The 15,975-nt window shown below is 69.8% G+C and carries 15 protein-coding genes; 12 read left to right on the forward strand and 3 right to left on the reverse strand.

Features of this window, described 5'->3' with window-relative positions; genetic code table 11:
• Positions 1 to 9 precede the first annotated feature (9 nt).
• Positions 10 to 1,305, reverse strand: coding sequence for a glutamyl-tRNA reductase (locus HDC31_RS01660; protein WP_061017813.1), 1,296 nt, complete (start codon positions 1,303 to 1,305; stop codon positions 10 to 12).
• Positions 1,306 to 1,392: 87 nt separating this feature from the next.
• Here HDC31_RS01660 and hemE point away from each other — a divergent pair, with 87 nt between their 5' ends.
• From hemE to HDC31_RS01710, 10 genes are all read left to right on the forward strand, one after another.
• On the forward strand, positions 1,393 to 2,415 hold the full coding sequence (hemE, locus tag HDC31_RS01665) for a uroporphyrinogen decarboxylase (protein ID WP_046747485.1): 1,023 nt from the start codon (positions 1,393 to 1,395) through the stop codon (positions 2,413 to 2,415).
• A 95-nt stretch (positions 2,416 to 2,510) separates the two neighbouring features.
• Positions 2,511 to 4,103: an NAD(P)/FAD-dependent oxidoreductase gene (locus HDC31_RS01670; protein ID WP_179515760.1), complete on the forward strand. Its 1,593-nt coding sequence runs from the start codon at positions 2,511 to 2,513 to the stop codon at positions 4,101 to 4,103.
• Between the two features lie 180 nt (positions 4,104 to 4,283).
• Positions 4,284 to 4,730, forward strand: coding sequence for a hypothetical protein (locus HDC31_RS01675; RefSeq protein WP_046747488.1), 447 nt, complete (start codon positions 4,284 to 4,286; stop codon positions 4,728 to 4,730).
• Position 4,731: 1 nt separating this feature from the next.
• Positions 4,732 to 5,139, forward strand: coding sequence for a phage holin family protein (locus HDC31_RS01680; protein ID WP_046747489.1), 408 nt, complete (start codon positions 4,732 to 4,734; stop codon positions 5,137 to 5,139).
• Positions 5,126 to 5,398 (forward strand): hypothetical protein, encoded by a 273-nt coding sequence (locus tag HDC31_RS01685; protein ID WP_046747490.1) that lies wholly within the window; start codon positions 5,126 to 5,128, stop codon positions 5,396 to 5,398. The genes HDC31_RS01680 and HDC31_RS01685 overlap by 14 nt, the downstream gene beginning before the upstream one ends.
• A gap of 113 nt (positions 5,399 to 5,511) precedes the next feature.
• Entirely contained in the window at positions 5,512 to 6,192 is a 681-nt protein-coding gene (gene hemQ / locus HDC31_RS01690; RefSeq protein WP_046747491.1) for a hydrogen peroxide-dependent heme synthase, read from the forward strand.
• A gap of 4 nt (positions 6,193 to 6,196) precedes the next feature.
• Positions 6,197 to 7,192, forward strand: coding sequence for a hydroxymethylbilane synthase (gene hemC, locus HDC31_RS01695; RefSeq protein ID WP_058631692.1), 996 nt, complete (start codon positions 6,197 to 6,199; stop codon positions 7,190 to 7,192).
• Positions 7,189 to 7,986, forward strand: a complete 798-nt coding sequence (locus HDC31_RS01700) for a uroporphyrinogen-III synthase (RefSeq protein ID WP_046747493.1) — start codon at positions 7,189 to 7,191, stop codon at positions 7,984 to 7,986. Before hemC ends, HDC31_RS01700 begins: the two co-directional genes overlap by 4 nt.
• Positions 7,983 to 8,960: a porphobilinogen synthase gene (hemB, locus tag HDC31_RS01705; RefSeq protein ID WP_058631691.1), complete on the forward strand. Its 978-nt coding sequence runs from the start codon at positions 7,983 to 7,985 to the stop codon at positions 8,958 to 8,960. The genes HDC31_RS01700 and hemB overlap by 4 nt, the downstream gene beginning before the upstream one ends.
• 22 nt (positions 8,961 to 8,982) lie before the next feature.
• Positions 8,983 to 10,305: a glutamate-1-semialdehyde 2,1-aminomutase gene (locus tag HDC31_RS01710; RefSeq protein ID WP_179515761.1), complete on the forward strand. Its 1,323-nt coding sequence runs from the start codon at positions 8,983 to 8,985 to the stop codon at positions 10,303 to 10,305.
• 91 nt (positions 10,306 to 10,396) lie between these two features.
• Here the strand turns inward: HDC31_RS01710 and HDC31_RS01715 are convergent, their stop codons facing one another.
• Complete coding sequence (locus tag HDC31_RS01715; RefSeq protein ID WP_113680362.1) at positions 10,397 to 11,896, reverse strand: HNH endonuclease signature motif containing protein; 1,500 nt, start codon at positions 11,894 to 11,896, stop codon at positions 10,397 to 10,399.
• 133 nt (positions 11,897 to 12,029) lie between these two features.
• On the opposite strand from HDC31_RS01715, the gene HDC31_RS01720 reads away from it, so the two are divergent.
• Positions 12,030 to 12,479: a hypothetical protein gene (locus HDC31_RS01720; protein WP_046747664.1), complete on the forward strand. Its 450-nt coding sequence runs from the start codon at positions 12,030 to 12,032 to the stop codon at positions 12,477 to 12,479.
• Positions 12,480 to 12,582: 103 nt separating this feature from the next.
• Here the strand turns inward: HDC31_RS01720 and HDC31_RS19990 are convergent, their stop codons facing one another.
• Positions 12,583 to 14,643 carry an ATP-binding cassette domain-containing protein gene (locus HDC31_RS19990; RefSeq protein WP_218867281.1) on the reverse strand — a complete coding sequence of 687 codons (2,061 nt, stop codon included), beginning with the start codon at positions 14,641 to 14,643 and terminating at the stop codon, positions 12,583 to 12,585.
• A gap of 112 nt (positions 14,644 to 14,755) precedes the next feature.
• Here HDC31_RS19990 and HDC31_RS01730 point away from each other — a divergent pair, with 112 nt between their 5' ends.
• Positions 14,756 to 15,817, forward strand: a complete 1,062-nt coding sequence (locus HDC31_RS01730) for an enoyl-CoA hydratase/isomerase family protein (protein WP_113680361.1) — start codon at positions 14,756 to 14,758, stop codon at positions 15,815 to 15,817.
• Positions 15,818 to 15,975: the final 158 nt, after the last annotated feature.

The raw sequence follows: 15,975 nt of genomic DNA on the forward strand, positions 1-15,975 counted from the left end.
CTGAGCGTGTCAGGCGCTGGCGGCGTCGTCCACGGAGTCGGCCTCCGGCGCGATGCCGTACAGGGCGGCCAGCGCGGCGGTGAACTCGTCGGCGCGGCCCGCGGCGGCGAGTTCGTGCGCACGCACGGTCGGGGTGTGCAGCAGCACGCCGGAGAGGTGTCGCAGGGCCTGCTCGACCTTGCCGTCCTCGTCGCCGCGTGCGCGGGCCCGGGCGATCTCCCGCTCGAGCAGCTCGAAGATGTGCGAGCGGAAGGCCACGACCGACGGGGTCACGCTCTGGCGCGCGCCCACCACGTGGAAGGTCTCGGCGGCCTCGCGGACGACGCTGCGAGCGGCATCCGTCGCCTGCAGCTCTTCGAGGGGCGCGTGCAGTCGGATGGTCTCGAGGTCGAGCAGTGCGACGCCCTCGAGCGACGCGACGGCGGGGTCGACGTTGCGGGGCATGCCGAGGTCGACCACGAGCTGACTGTGCGTGCCGACGGGGCAGCCCGCCGCGGCGGGGCCGGTCGGCAGCTGCAGGTGCTCAGGGCCGAGGACCGGTTCCGTGGCGGTGGTGCAGGTGATGAGAAGGCTCGACCGTGCCGCGGTGCGGGCGTACTCGTCGGCGGTGATCGGCCGGATGCCGTGCTTCGCGGCGAAGACCTCGGCACGGCCGGAGGGCGAGTACACCGAGATGTTCACGGCGCCGCGCTCGCGGAGCGTCGCGAGGGTAACGGCCGCGTAGGCGCCGGTTCCGACCAGCAGCACACGCTCCGCAGACCAGTCGGCGATGCGGCTGTCGGCGAGTTCGAGCGCGAGGCGCACCAGCGAACGACCGGCGCGGCCGAGGGCGGTCACGTTCTTGACCTTGCGCTGAGCCTGGCTGGCGCGCTGGAAGAGGCGCTCGAGCTCGGGCGAGGTGGTGCCGTCCTTGCGAGCGGACTTGAGGGCGCGGCGCACCTGACCGGCGATCTCGCCCTCTCCGGAGACGACGGACTCGAGCCCGGATGCCACGGAGAACAGGTGCTCGGCGACGCGGCGTCCGGCGTGGACGGTGTAGGCGCCGTCGAGGTCGGCGGCGGGGATGCCGGTGGCGGACTCGACCGCTTCGATCACGGCTTCGACGCCGATGGCGCCTGCGGCGGTGACCGGTTCGTCCATTTCCACGTACGCCTCGAAGCGGTTGCACGTCGCCAGCACGACCGCACCCTGCACACACGGCGTCATGCCCACGATGGTGGGAGCGACGTCGTCGGGGGTGCGGCTCAGGCGTTCGAGCAATTCGAAGGAGGCGGTCTTGTGACTCGCCGTGACACACAGCAGCACAGATCGATTGTACCGGAGCGTCTGCGGGCGAAGGGTCGGCAGCTCGAACTCGGCGGCTCCATAAGGGGTGGATGGGAGGATGGGAGTATGGCCCTCTCCGATGCCCCGCTCCTGCGCGCCCTCGCCGGCGACCGTCCCGCACACGCCCCCGTGTGGTTCATGCGGCAGGCCGGCCGCTCCCTCCCGGAGTACCGTGAGCTGCGTGTGGGCACCCGGATGCTCGACGCCTGCCTGACTCCCGACCTCGCCGCGGAGATCACCCTGCAGCCGGTGCGCCGTCACGGTGTGGACGCGGCCGTCTTCTTCAGCGACATCGTCATCCCGCTGCGGCTCGCCGGGGTCGAGGTGGAGATCGAGCCGGGTCGCGGTCCGGTGTTCGCGAACCCGGTGCGCACGGCGGCCGACGTCGAGCGCGTCACCGCGATCGATCCGGACGATCTGGACGGCACGGCCATCGCCGAGGCCGTGCGGCTCGTCACGGCCGAGCTCGGCGACACCCCGCTGATCGGATTCGCGGGCGCCCCGTTCACCCTCGCCGCCTACCTCGTCGAGGGAGGGCCATCCAAGGAGCACCTGCGGGCCAGGGCCATGATGCATTCCGACCCGGAGTCGTGGAACCGCCTCGCGGGCTGGTTGGCGCGTGTCTCCCGTCGCTTCCTCGAGACCCAGCGCGACGCCGGGGCATCCGTCGTCCAGCTCTTCGACAGCTGGGCCGGTTCCCTCAGCACGGCGGACTACCGCGCCTTCGTGGCCCCGCACTCGCACGCCGCCCTGTCCGGCATCGGCCTGCCGACGATCCACTTCGGGGTCGGGACAGGTCCCTTCCTCGCCGACATGCGCCTCGACGGTGTTGCCGACGGCGTGGGTGTCGACTGGCGGCTGCCCCTCGACGAGGCCGCTGCGATCCTGGGGCCGGATGTCACGGTGCAGGGCAACATCGACCCCGCGCTGCTCTCCGCCCCGTGGCCGGTCCTGGAGGCCCATGTGCGCGACGTCGTCGAGCGGGGTCGCGCGGCGCGCGGGCACATCCTGAACCTCGGCCACGGCGTGCCGCCGGAGACCGACCCGGATCAGCTCACCCGCATCGTCGAGCTGGCGCACACGATCTGACCGTCACCGCCCCCTGCGAATCCGGCGCGTGAGGCGCAGGTCCGTGAGGGTGAAGCGTCCGGGCGGGAGAACGGGGCGGTGCGAGAATTGACGGCATGAGCCCTGAGTCCTCGTCCGCTGAGCCCTTCGACCTGGCCGCCCGCGCGGCCGAGAAGCACGTGGTGGTCGTCGGCGGGGGCATCGGAGGGCTCGTCGCCGCGCGCGAATGCGCCAAGGTCGGGATGCGCGTCACCGTCCTCGAGGCCGAAGCGGCGCTCGGGGGCGCGATCCGCCGGGTCGACCTCGACGGGGTCACGGTCGATGCCGGGGCGGAGAGCTACGCCACCAGGGGCGGCCTCGTCCGCGCCCTCGTCGAGGAGCTCGATCTCGCCGATCGCATCGTGGTGCCGCAGGCCGGTGGCGCCTGGCTGGCCGGCATCCCCGGTGTCGGAGCTGCCCCGCTTCCGGCGGGCGGCATCCTCGGCATCCCTTCGAATCCGTTCCAGCCCGAGGTCCGTCGCATCATCGGGTGGTCGGGTGTCTGGCGCGCATACCTCGATCGGGTGCGTCCGCCCCTCACGATCGGGCACCAGCTGAGCCTCGGGAAGCTCGTCGCGTCGCGCATGGGGGCGAAGGTGCGGGATCGACTCGTCGCCCCCGTGACGACGGGCGTCTACTCCGCGTCTCCGGACGACGTCGACATCGACGTCGCGGCCCCGGGGCTCAATGCCGCCCTGACCAGGGTCGGCTCGCTCTCCGGCGCGGTGCAGACCCTCCGCGACGAAGCCGCGGCGAAAGCTGCGGCGACAGCGCCGGAGGCCGACGGCACCGCCCCAGTCGTGGCGAAGACTCCTGGAGCTGCCGTCGAGGGCCTCTCCGGGGGGATGAGTACCCTCATCGATGCGCTCGCCGCCGACCTGAAGCGCCTCGACGCCGACGTGCGCACGGGCGTTCGGGTGCGCAGTCTCCGCAGGACGGGTGCGACGTGGTCTGTCGAGGCCGAGTCCGCGGCGGATGCGGAGCACGGCGGTGAACCGGCGCTCGAGGGTGCACCGGCCGATGAGGACGTCGCGGCGGAATCCGCGCCACCGGTGATCGAGGAGCTCGACGCGGACGCCGTCATCATCGCGACGCCCGAGTCGACGGCGCGAGGACTCCTCGCCGCGGTGATACCGGACCTCCAGAAGACGCAGGCCGCGGACTCGCCGGAGATCGAGATCGTCACGCTTCTCCTCGACGCCCCCGAGATCGCGTCCGCCCCACGGGGAACAGGTGTGCTCACCGTTCCAGGGAGCCACACGGCCAAGGCCCTGACGCACTCGACCGCGAAGTGGGGCTGGGTGGGGACTGCGGCGGGTTCCCGGGAGATCGTCCGCGTGTCGTTCGGAGCTCAGGGCGAGCCGGCCGCCACCGCTCGGCTGACCGACGACGCGGCGGCTGCACTGGCGCGGAGCGAGGCGGCCGCCCTGCTCGGAGTCGCCATCGCTCCCGAAGCCGTGATCGCCTCGCATCGCGGTCGGTTCGTCCAGTCGCAGCCCGCATCGATCATCGGATCCGGTGAACGGCGCACGGCCGCGCGCGCAGCGATCGAGGCGGTGCCCGGCATGGCCGTGGTCGGCGCCTGGCTTGCGGGGACAGGGCTCGCCCAGGTGATCCCCGACGCCAGGGATCAGGCCGACCGCCTCCGGCGCTTCCTTCTGTGGGACTGAGCGCTTCGACGGACTGAGCGCCATGACGGAGAGAGCGCTCCGTGTCAACCCTCTGACCCATAGATGCCGAAATCGGCATACGGGGTTACGCTGGGTACCTGGCCGCGGGGTGCGAGAGCCTGCGACCGATCCCAACCGGGCGAATCTGGCCGGACTACCGGAACAAGGTGAGGAGACCCCATGAAGGGGAAGATCGGACTCGTCGTCGGACTCGGCGTGGGCTACGTCCTCGGCACCCGTGCCGGACGTGAGCGCTACGAGCAGATCAAGACGCAGTGGCTCAAGGTGTGGCACCTCGATCCCGTGCAGGAACAGGTCACCAAGGTCAAGGGCTTCGTCGGCGACAAAGCCGCAGCCGTCCCCGGTGCGCTCTGGACCGGCGTCGTGAAGGTCGCGAAGTCCGTCAGCGGCAACGGCACGCCGGGTCAGCGCCTCGACTCCGCGATCGCGACCGGTCGTGAGGCCGCAGAAGACCTGGCCGAGGCGACGGAGGAAGCGGTCGAGGCGGCGAAGGCCACGGCTTCGTCCAGCAAGACCTCGACGTCCGCCTCTTCCAAGCCCGCCGCGAAGAAGCCGGCTGCCAAGAAGCCCGCCGCGAAGTCGGCCACCAAGAAGTCCGGCGCCTGACATGCCCCGCGGATACCGTGATCGTGCCGACGACAGTCTGCTGACTCTCCTCGGGGATCTGCCGGAACTCGTCACGAATCTGGTCAAGGCCGAGATCGACGCGGCGAAGGCGTGGATCTCGCGCACCTCGAAGGACGCCGGCATCGGTTCCGTGTGGTTCCTCGTCGCGCTGTTCTTCCTGTTCTGGGCCGTGCCGGTGATCCTGGTCTTCGCGATCGCGGGTCTGTCGTCATGGTGGCCCGTATGGCTGTCCGCGATCGCGGTGTTCGGCATCCTGATCCTCGCGGTGCTGCTGTTCGCTCTGCTGGGCGTCCTCAAGTTCCGCAAGGTGCTCGCGCGCCAGAATCCGGCTCAGGCCGTAGCCGAAGACATCCGAATCGTGAAGGAGGCCGGCGATGACGAATTCTGAGTCGCTGCCGCGCACCGCCGTCCCCGGCGGGATCGTCGACCCGGTCGCCTCGGCTCGTGCGGAGCTGAAGGCCGCCCTCGCCGCGATCGAGATCAAGGGGAACATCCCGCGCCGGGTCGAGAAGGCGTCGACGCGAGCGGTGGCCAGGGCGCGCGTGTTCGCCGACCGCAACCCGATCGGGGCGGTCGCCGCCACCGTCGGCATCGCGGCGGCGGTCGGCGGCGCGGTCTGGGCGATCGCACGCTTCATCTCGCGCTGACACGCATCTCGCACTGACACGCATCTCGCACTGGTGCGCAGCATTCCAGGATGTCGTGAGGCACCCGTCCGGGTGATTAGCGGCTCCTGCGTAAACGAGGCAGACTGGGGAGCATGATGTCCGAAGAGCGCGATGAGAACCCGTCCGGCTTCACCCTCTGGGCCGTCTGGCGACGAAACCCCGACGTCCCCGTGACGGAGAACGACTCGACCGAGCTCGAGACGATCGTCTCCTACATCGAGGATTCGGGCGTGACCGTCCGCGGCTTCTACGACGTCTCCGGGCTCAAGGCCGACGCCGACCTCATGGTGTGGCTGCACGGTGACACGGCGGAGGAGCTGCAGAAGGCGCTGCGCCGCCTGCGTCGCACCGAGTTGCTGCGCTCCCTCCTCCCGGTGTGGAACGTGATGGGCGTGCACCGCGACGCCGAGTTCAACCGTTCGCATGTGCCGGGCTTCCTCCGCGGCATCGGCCCCAAGGACTGGCTCTGCCTCTACCCGTTCGTGCGCACGCCGGAGTGGTACCTCGCCCCGGAGGAGGAGCGTCGCACCATGCTCGCCGACCACGGACGCAAGGGCGCGGCATTCAAGGGCGTGCTCGCCAACACCGTCGCCTCGTTCGCGCTCGGCGACTACGAGTGGCTGCTTCCGCTCGAGGCCGATGAGCTCACCGACCTCGTCGACATGATGCGCGATCTGCGGTACACCGACGCCCGCCTGTACGTGAAGGAGGAGGTGCCCTTCTACACGGGGCGCAGGCTCCGGTTCGACGAGATCGCGGACGTCCTCCAGTAAGCGCATGAGCACTCCCATCCGTCTCGGTACCCGTCGAAGCGCGCTCGCGCAGGCGCAGTCGGGTCATGTCGCCGCGGCTCTCGAGAAGCTGTCGGGGCGCCGGGTCGAACTCGTCCCGATCACCAGCGAAGGCGACACCAACCGCGCGTCGCTCTCCGAGATCGGCGGGCAGGGCATCTTCGCGACGCGTCTTCGCGAGGCGTTGTTCGCGGGGGAGTGCGACTTCCTGGTGCATTCGCTGAAGGATCTCCCCACCGCCATCCCTGAAGGGCTCGTGATCGCGGCGACCCCGAAGCGCGAAGACCCGCGTGACGTGGTCCTGACCCGTGACGGCACCGCGTTGCACGAACTCCGCTCGGGAAGCACCGTCGGCACCGGCTCACCGCGACGCATCGCCCAGGTCCACCGGCGAGCACCCGGCGCCGAGGTCGTCGACATCCGCGGGAACGTCGATTCCCGGCTCGCCAGAGTCGTCTCCGGTGAGCTGGACGCGGTGATCCTCGCGGCAGCCGGTCTCTCGAGGCTCGACGCGAAGTCGCCGCTCCGACGCGAAGAGCTCGGTCTCGCAGAATGGCCCACCGCGCCGGGACAGGGTTCGCTCGCGGTCGAGACCCGGGCGGACGCCCCGCAGGAGCTGCTCACGGCCCTCGCCGGTCTCGACGACACCGACACGCGTCTGGCCATCACCGTCGAGCGCGCGATCCTGCAGGGCCTGGATGCCGGGTGCCAGGCACCGATGGCCGCTCACGCCGTCGTCGACGGCTCCTCGATCCGCGTCAGGACCGTCGTGTACGCCGCTGACGGGGGTCGCCGGATCGGCCTCGACGTCACGGAAGACCTGAACGGGGAGTATATTCGTCGGAACGGCAGTGGCAATGGAGCGGATGCTGCCGATGGTGCAGACCCGATGCACGCAGCGCGCGAGCTCGGGTTCACTGTTGCCCGTCGGCTGCTCGATCAAGGGGCGGCCGGCCTCGTATCCCGAGAGCAATCCTCATGACCACTTCCGAAATCAAGCAGGACCGACCGCTGGACGGCTGGCGCATCCTCGTGCCCCGTGGCGGGCCGTGGGGCGACAGCGTCGCCGCGAGCCTGCGCGCGCTGGGCGCGGTCCCCGTCGTCGCCCCGCTCATCAACTTCGCGCCGACGACAGACCAGGCGACGCTCGACTCGGCGTTGGCGCAGCTGGCCGCCGGGGAGTTCGACTGGCTGACGGTCACGAGCGCCACCACCGTCGACGTGCTCTTCGCCCACAGGGCGGTCGTGCCGCGTTCGACCAAGATCGCCGCTGTCGGCGAGACGACCGCGGCGGCTCTGCAGGCGGTCGGCTACGAGGTCACGCTGGTCCCGGAGCAGGACAACTCCGCAGAGGGGATGGCACAGCAGCTCATCGCCCTCGAGAAGGAGCCGCGCCGCATCCTCGCGCTGCGCAGCGAGATCGCGAAGCCCGTGCTCAGCCGGCTGCTCTCCGAAGCGGGCCATGATGTGCACGGTGTCGTGGCGTATCGCACGGTCGGCGTCCCGGTCACGGAGCGGATCCGCCGCGATGTGGAGAACGGTCGGATCAACGCGATCCTCATCACGAGCGGTTCGGTCGCCGAGCAGGTGCGCGAGCAGTTCCCGGAGATCCCCGACGACACCCTGCTCGCGGCTATCGGCCCCCGCACCGCGAAAGACGCGCAGCGCGCCGGGCTTCCCGTGTCGGTGGTTGCCGACCGTCAGACGATCGACGCCCTGATCGAGGCCGTCTCGCACTTCACCCTTCCGCACGCGGCCGACGAGTTCGCGCCGTGAGCTTCCCCGACGTGCGACTGAGACGACTGCGGCAGTCTCGCGCAGTGCGCGATCTGGTGCGCGAGACCTCGCTGCTGCCGGGGCAGCTCGTCCTCCCGCTGTTCGTGCGAGAGGGCATCACGGAGCCCGTGCAGATCGGGTCGATGCCCGGTGTCGCTCAGCATTCTCTCGATTCGCTGCGTGCGGCCGCGGTCGAGGCTGCGGAGGCGGGGGTCGGCGGCGTGATGCTGTTCGGCGTCCCCGAGGTGCGCGACGCCCTCGGCTCGGGTGCCGATGATCCGCATGGGATCCTCAACGTCGCAACCGAAGCGCTGGCGGCAGAGGTCGGCGACGCGCTCGTCGTGCAGACCGATCTGTGTCTCGATGAGTTCACCGACCACGGACACTGCGGCGTGCTCGCGGCCGACGGCTCCGTCGACAACGATGCGACGCTCGAACGGTACACCGCGATGGCTCTCTCCCAGGCGCGCGCGGGGTCGCAGCTGCTCGGGCTGTCCGGCATGATGGACGGCCAGGTCGCCGTGATCCGCAAGGCGCTCGACAGTGAGGGCTTCACGGACACGCTCCTGCTGGCCTATGCGGCGAAGTACGCGAGCGCGTTCTACGGACCTTTCCGGGAGGCAGTGGACTCTCAGCTGAAGGGCGACCGCCGCACGTACCAGCTCGATCCCGGAAACCGTCGCGAGGGTGTGCGCGAGGCAGTGGTGGACGAGGCGGAGGGTGCGGACATCGTCATGGTGAAGCCGGCGATGGCCTTCCTCGACGTGCTCCGCGAGGTGCGCGACACCGTGAGCATTCCGGTGTGGGCATATCAGGTCTCCGGCGAGTACGCGATGATCGAGGCCGCCGGTGCGAACGGGTGGATCGATCGTCGAGCAGCCGTTCTCGAGTCCCTTCTCTCCATCCGCCGCGCCGGTGCGGATGCGGTGCTCACCTACTGGGCCACCGAAGCGGCCGGCTGGCTGCGCGACTGATTGACCGAGGAGCACTCCTTTCATGAACGACCGTAACGACGACCTGTTCTCCGCTGCCCGCGCGGTCATCCCCGGTGGGGTCAACTCCCCGGTGCGTGCTTACGGTTCGGTGGGCGGGACGCCGCGGTTCCTCGCTTCGGCAAAGGGGGCGAAGGTCACGGATGCCGCCGGCCGCGAGTATGTCGACCTCGTCGCGTCGTGGGGTCCTGCGCTGCTGGGGCACGCGCACCCGGAGATCGTCGCCGCGGTGCAGGAGGCCGCAGCTCGTGGCCTGTCATTCGGCGCTCCGACGGAGGGCGAGGTCGAGCTCGCCGCGTTGATCGCCGACCGTGTGCGGTTCGGCGAGATCCGTCCTGTCGAGCGCGTGCGTCTGGTCTCCACGGGTACTGAGGCGACCATGACGGCCATCCGCCTTGCGCGGGGCGCCACGGGTCGCGACCTGTTGGTGAAGTTCGCCGGTCACTATCACGGGCATTCGGATGGCCTTCTCGCCGAAGCAGGTTCCGGCGTCGCGACGCTCGCGCTTCCGGGGTCGGCAGGTGTCCCGGCACCGATCGCGGCGCAGACGTTCGTGATCGGGTACAACGATCCCGAGGCGCTGGCTGCGGTGTTCGCCGAGCACGGCCAGCGCATCGCCGCGGTCATCGTCGAAGCCTCGGCCGCGAACATGGGCGTCGTGGCCCCGCTGCCCGGTTTCAACCGTCTGATCGCGGAGACTGCCCACGCCCACGGAGCGTTGATGATCCTCGATGAGGTGCTCACCGGATTCCGGGTGCACCCGGCAGGGTTCTGGGGTCTGCAGGCAGCTGCGGGCGAGTACTACCTGCCGGACATCTTCACGTTCGGCAAGGTTGTCGGTGGAGGCATGCCCCTGGCCGCGCTCGGTGGTCGAGCCGATGTCATGGATCTGCTCGCTCCCCTCGGGCCGGTCTACCAGGCGGGCACTCTCTCGGGGAATCCGCTCTCGGTCGCAGCGGGTCTCGCGACGCTGCGGCTCGCGACACCGGAGGTCTACGCGACGGTGGACGCCGCATCTCTTCGAGTCTCTACCGCCCTCGACGCGGCCCTCACCGACGCCGGCGTGACGCACGCGGTGGCCACCGCGGGCAACCTGTTCAACGCCTCGTTCCGGGCGTCGGCGCCGAGGGACTACGCCGAAGCTCAGGCTCAGGAGTCGTTCCGCTACGCGCCGTTCTTCCACTCGCTGCGTGAGCAGGGGGTGGCGCTTCCCCCGAGCGTCTTCGAGGCGTGGTTCCTGACCGCGGCCCACGGTGAGGACGAGCTGCAGCAGATCGAAGCCGCTCTTCCTGCCGCGGCCGCTGCGGCCGCAGCTGCTCGTCCATAACCGCGCGTTGGTGACTGTGCGTTCGTGAGGGCGCGTCCCAGGACCGCGCGTTCGTGACCGCGCGTCCGTGAGGGCTCGTTCGGGACCGCGGTCAGACGAACATGACGCGGCGCGGTGATGCGTCGGTGTAGCACCGGCCGAGCGGGCTGGTCCACTCGATGTCGCCGCCGGGGGTCTGTCTCGCTCGCCATCGGTGCTTCTCGGCGATGTCGGGATGCTTCAGCGCGTGGTGCCCGACGCAGAAGTGGCTCAGGTTGTCGATCGACGTCGCTCCGCCCTTCGCATGGTCGTGATTGTGGTCGATCTGACACCGGTGGACGGGTGTGCGGCACCCGGGAAATCGACAGTGCTGGTCTCTGGCCTGGAGGTGCCGCCGCATCGCCGCCGTCGGGGCGTAGGCGGCTGTGGCCGTCACGATGCCGGCGGGGTCGAGGAAGAGGCGGGACCAGCCGCCGTTGCGTCCGGCGAGGTCGCGGGCGATGTCGGGGTGCAGTGCACCGATGCCGTCGAGCTCGGCAGGCCGTTCGTCGATTCCGGCCAGCGTCTCGGCAGCGATCGTGACCTGGATGCGGGCGTGGATGCCCTCCAGAGCTGTGCCCGCCGCAGCAGAGGGATCCGTGGTCAGGAGCAGGTCGCTGAGCAGGTCGGTGCGGACCGCATCGATGCCTCGCTCATCGGTCGGGGCGGATGGGGCACCGAGTGACGGATCCGTCGTGAAGGTGTCTCCGTCGCCGAAGATGACGTGGGCGTCGACGCGTGCGTCGCCGGTGTCCGGTCCGCAGGGTGGCTCGCTGTCGTACGGGTGGCTGTTGAGCACAGGGTCTTCGCGATGGGAGTCGTCGGCTCGCAGGTCCTGCAGAAAGACCCGATCGGCGCCCGAGTCGAGGTCGTCCGAGGACAGCGCCGGTGTGTCATCGCCCGAAGAGGGATGGTCGCCTCGTGTGGCGATGACGTGCTGTGCGAGCCGGGTCAGTCGGTCGAGGATCGCGTGGGCGAGATGCTCCGGCAGCACGACCTGCAGCAGCGCGAGGCCGTCGTCGAGCGACCGGAGCGTGACTGACCGCTCCCCGTAGGCCCGCCGATGGCGCTCGACCACGGTCTCGCAGGCGAGGGACGACGCGACGCGGCGCACCATCGCGCGGGTGCGTGCGGGAGAATCCTGCTCCGCGACGACGAGTGCGGCAGTGTCGTACAGGGTGAGCGCCTCGGTGGCGGCCCGACCATCGCGAACGGCCTGCCGCACGATGGCGCCCTCGCGCACGATCTCCCGAACGTGTGCCGCACTGATCGCGCCGCGTCGGAACGCGTCTCTGACGACCGGGTGCTCGGCTTCGAGGAAGAGGGCGTCTGTGAAGGCGTACTCGATGCTGCCCTTCGACACGCGACCGGCCGCCGAGTACTCGGCGATCATCGAGCGGTGGATCGCCTCGCGGTGCTGCGGCTGCTCGTGGACATCTTCTTCCTGCAGCCGCAGACGATCGGCGAGCAGCGCAGACGCTTCTGCCTCGAGGATCGCGATGCGTCGGCGCTTCTCCACCCACGCGTCGAGCAGCGACTCGCGCTGATCGATGTCGTTCGTGGAGGGAGGCATGAGTCGAGTATAGTACATATGTTCGAATAGAGGAAGGGGATGTGGATGACTGGTGCTGATCGACAAGGGATCGTTGCGTTCCTGTGAGCAACTTCCAGACAACTGGCAGGGCCACGCTGGCAGACTGGGGGACATGGTGACGTTGCTGCTGGACCAGACGCAACTGGAGGTCGTGCTCTCGCCGATCGAACGTGCCGCCACCTTCCACCGTGACAACCTCCGGATCGCGCGCGACACCATCGCCAAGGTGCAGCTGACCGAAGATGCCTGGACCTGGCTCCGTGGCGTGCCGAACCCCGGCACGCACATCCCCGGCGTCCTCGCTGCCGGCAGTTGGAAGGCCGCGGGCAGCCTCGACTTCGTGCTGATCCGTCGCCGTCGTCCGAGCGTCGTGATCGATCTCGAGGGCGACGAGCAGTACCGCCGCCTGATCCTCACCACGAGCCACGGGCTCGCGCTCACGCAGGCTCTGCGACTCGACGTGTCGGATGAGCCCGCCAACGTCGAGGAGATCGTGGCGACCGCGCCTGTGCCGGTCTCGAAGGGACGCCGTCGTCCGGTCATCCGTCCTCGGCCTGCCTGACGCGAGGCGGCTCAGGCTTATGAATCCACGGTCGACCCGCCTCTGAATGCGGAACGCCCTCCGGGCCGAGAGGCCGGAGGGCGTTCGTCGTCAGCCGAGTCGCTCAGTTGCGACCGTGTTCGTTGTGACCGTGCTCGTCGTGACGGTGTTCGTCGTCAGGCTCGCTCTGCTCGCCGGCACCGGCGGTTCCGGACTGCTCGGTGCCGTGTTCGTCAGCGCCGAACCCGTCGGGCAGGGACTCCTCGGTGGGCGACTCCTCGGTTGGGGACTCCTCCGTGGGGGCCTCCTCCGTGGGGGACTCCTCAGCGCCCGGCTCCTCAGCTTCGGATGCGGCGGTGTCGCCCGCCTCTTCGGAATCCGTCGATGCGGCCAGCGGCACCGTGTCGATGACACCGGTGGATGCGACGGTCCAGTGCGCGCCCTCGTCGGAGACGCCGCCTTCGCCGTGCTGCTCCTCGGCCGTCTGGTTCTCGGCGCTCAGCGGGTAATCCCTGGGTTCGTCCTCGTAGTAGGCGCGCGCAGCCGCCGCGAGCATGGAGCTCACCGCCGCGGAGCGCGGATCCTCGTCGTCGGCAGTGACAGCAGCGACATCGTCGGAGGAGTCGGAGTCGGAGTCGGATTCGGATTCGGATTCGTCGGAGGTGGACGCGAGAGCATCGTCGTCCGTGGGGCCTGCGCCGAGCTGGTCGTCGGACTCGTCGGTGTCCGTCGATTCGGGTGCGTCGTGAAGATCGGCGAAGACCTCGACACCGCTGTGGTGCTCGTTTCCGTTCGCCGGATCCGCTGCCTGATCGCCTGCTGCCTCGGCCGGTGCGGCGGAGCCGAACAGGATCTCATCGAACGATCGTTCCGGAGACTCCTCGGAGGGTGCCTGCTCGGCCTGCGCATGCTCCGCGTCGTGTTCGGCGGCAGGAGCTTCGTCCGTCGAAGCCGAGGCGTCGGACGAAGGCGCGTCCGATTCGTCCGACGTGTGCTCGGAGCGGTCGCCCGTGTCCACGGATGCGGCGAGGTCGTCGACAGGGGCCTCGCCCGCAGGGGCGGCTGCGGCCTCAGCCGCCCAGGCGGCAGCGGCTGCCACCGGGATCGCGACCACGGAGTCGGCCGGAGCCGGCCCGGCCACGGAGGTCTCCGCCCCGGTGACCTCCGCTGCGGTGTCTTCGGAAGCGGTGTCTTCGGAAGCGATGTCCTCCGCCGCGGTGACCTCCGCTGCGGTGTCTTCGGGGGCCGTCGCAGCGAGCTGCGGTGGCGTCGCCGAGATGCTCGGGGCGAACCGGCCACCTCGCATCAGGTCGATGAAGACGTCTTCGAGTGTCGGCCCTCGCTGGACGAGGGTGCTCAGGGCGATGCCCGCGTCGGCGGCGACCGCTCCCACCGTGCCGGCGTCTCCGCCGCGCACCGTGAGGCCCGAACGCAGCACCTCGATGTCGAAGCCGGCCTCCTGCAGCGCGGTCGTCAGCGCGCTGCGGTCCGCGGCGTCCACGATGACGGATCCGCCCTTGGGGTCGGCGAGAGTCTCGATCCCGCTGGAGAGCACGAGCGTGCCCTTCGAGAGCACGAGCACGTTGTCGGCGACCTGCTCGACTTCGCTGAGGACGTGCGACGACACGAGGACCGTGCGCCCTTCGTCCGCGAGGCGACGCATCAGGAGTCGCATCCAGCGGATTCCCTCGGGGTCGAGTCCGTTGGCCGGTTCGTCGAACACGAGCGCGCCGGGATCGCCCAGCAGGGCGTGGGCGACGCTGAGCCGCTGACGCATGCCGAGGGAGAAGCCCCCGATGCGGGAGCTGCCTTCACCCTCGAGGCCGACCAGGGAGAGCACTTCGCCGACGCGGGCCAGGGGGATGCCGTTCGCCTTGGCGGCGATGGTCAGCTGACGCTCGGCGGTGCGTCGAGGGCGGTAGACCGTCTCCTCGAGCACGGATCCGATGGTGCGCAACGGCTGCCGCAGTTCGGCGTACGCCGTGCCGCCGACGGTCGCCGTGCCCGAGGTGGCGCGCACCTGGCCGAGGAGGATCCGCAGCGTGGTGGTCTTGCCGGCACCGTTCGGGCCGAGGAAGGCGGTCACGGCACCGGGCTCCACGCGCGCGGAGAAGTCCGAGACGGCGGTCACCTCATTGAAGCGCTTCGTCACGTGCGTGAACTCGAGCACCTGTCCTTCAGGCATCCGTGACCTCTCGTCGCATTTGAACAGTTCCTCCCTATCCTGCCGGAAAAGCCTGTCGGATCCCGCATTTCGCGCGGAATACCGCCCATCCGGAAGGGGTAGCCTGGCGATCGTGACCGAATCCCACGCTGCAGACCGCGTCCTCGTCCGCACCGAAGGCGCGCTCGGACGACTCACCCTCAACCGTCCCGAGGCGATCAACGCTCTCGACGTCGACATGATCGAGAGCCTCACTGTGGCCTTGGATGCCTGGCGCGACGATACCGATGTGCAGATCGTGCTGATCGACGGGGCAGGAGAGCGCGGCATGTGCGCGGGCGGTGACGTGCGGGCCCTGCACGCGCAGATCGTCGCGGGTCAGGCTGACCAGACGGCGGAGTTCTTCCGTGCGGAGTACGCCTTGAACGCCATGATCGCCGAGTATCCCAAGCCCGTGGTGGCACTGGCCGACGGCATCACGATGGGTGGTGGCATCGGGCTGGCCGGCCACGCCGCGATCCGCATCGTCACGGAACGCTCCAAGCTCGCCATGCCGGAGACCCGTATCGGATTCACTCCCGACGTCGGGGGAACCTGGCTGCTCGGCCGCGCTCCTGGGCGCCTGGGCGAGTACTTCGGTCTCACCGGATCCACCATGAGCGGCGCTGATGCCGTCTACCTCGGCTTCGCGGATCACTTCGTGCCATCCGACCGTCTGGACGCATTGCGCGAGGCCCTCGCCTTCCGTGCCGACCCGACCGGTCCCAGTGAGATCGTGCTGCTGTTCGACGAGACCCCGGAGGCCTCGCAGCTCCCGGACGCGCGCGCGTGGATCGATGAGGCCTTCTCCGCCCCCACCGTGAGCGAGATCGTCGAACGATTGAAGGCTCAGGGGACGACGGAGGCGGCGGCGACCGCTGACCTGCTCGAAGACCTCGCGCCCACCGGGCTCACCGTGACGCTCGACGCCGTCCGCGAGGCGCGCGACCTGCCGGGGCTCCGCGCGGCGCTGGAGGGCGAGTACCGTCGCGTGATGTGGTTCGTGAACGAGCATCCCGACCTCGTCGAGGGCATCAGAGCGCAGATCGTCGACAAGGACCGCGATCCGAAGTGGAACCCGCCCACGCTCGCCGAGCTCGCACCCGACGCCGGCGCCCCCGCGCGCGACTACGTCCCGCAGCCCACGTTGTTCTGAGCCCTCGGGGTCAGGGCGGGTCGCGGTTCCGCAGTGCGCTGCAATCAGCCGCACTTGTTCGCCCGCGTGCAGAAACCGTAGATCGGGGCGGGAAGCGGTTCGCTGTGAGCGAAGGTCCACCATGAGGGGGATACGAATGTCCGCGGATCGTGGCACTC

The organism is Microbacterium sp. JAI119, from assembly GCF_013410135.1.
GTDB classification, from domain to species: domain Bacteria; phylum Actinomycetota; class Actinomycetes; order Actinomycetales; family Microbacteriaceae; genus Microbacterium; species Microbacterium oxydans.

What these genes read in the sequence shown, in the direction of transcription:
- hemE (WP_046747485.1), top strand. Translation starts at nt 1,393, where the DNA reads ATGGCCCTCTCCGATGCCCCGCTCCTGCGCGCCCTCGCCGGCGACCGT.
- HDC31_RS01670 (WP_179515760.1), top strand. Translation starts at nt 2,511, where the DNA reads ATGAGCCCTGAGTCCTCGTCCGCTGAGCCCTTCGACCTGGCCGCCCGC.
- HDC31_RS01675 (WP_046747488.1), top strand. Translation starts at nt 4,284, where the DNA reads ATGAAGGGGAAGATCGGACTCGTCGTCGGACTCGGCGTGGGCTACGTC.
- HDC31_RS01680 (WP_046747489.1), top strand. Translation starts at nt 4,732, where the DNA reads ATGCCCCGCGGATACCGTGATCGTGCCGACGACAGTCTGCTGACTCTC.
- HDC31_RS01685 (WP_046747490.1), top strand. Translation starts at nt 5,126, where the DNA reads ATGACGAATTCTGAGTCGCTGCCGCGCACCGCCGTCCCCGGCGGGATC.
- hemQ (WP_046747491.1), top strand. Translation starts at nt 5,512, where the DNA reads ATGATGTCCGAAGAGCGCGATGAGAACCCGTCCGGCTTCACCCTCTGG.
- hemC (WP_058631692.1), top strand. Translation starts at nt 6,197, where the DNA reads ATGAGCACTCCCATCCGTCTCGGTACCCGTCGAAGCGCGCTCGCGCAG.
- HDC31_RS01700 (WP_046747493.1), top strand. Translation starts at nt 7,189, where the DNA reads ATGACCACTTCCGAAATCAAGCAGGACCGACCGCTGGACGGCTGGCGC.
- HDC31_RS01710 (WP_179515761.1), top strand. Translation starts at nt 8,983, where the DNA reads ATGAACGACCGTAACGACGACCTGTTCTCCGCTGCCCGCGCGGTCATC.
- HDC31_RS01715 (WP_113680362.1), bottom strand. Translation starts at nt 11,896, where the DNA reads ATGCCTCCCTCCACGAACGACATCGATCAGCGCGAGTCGCTGCTCGAC.
- HDC31_RS01720 (WP_046747664.1), top strand. Translation starts at nt 12,030, where the DNA reads ATGGTGACGTTGCTGCTGGACCAGACGCAACTGGAGGTCGTGCTCTCG.
- HDC31_RS19990 (WP_218867281.1), bottom strand. Translation starts at nt 14,643, where the DNA reads ATGCCTGAAGGACAGGTGCTCGAGTTCACGCACGTGACGAAGCGCTTC.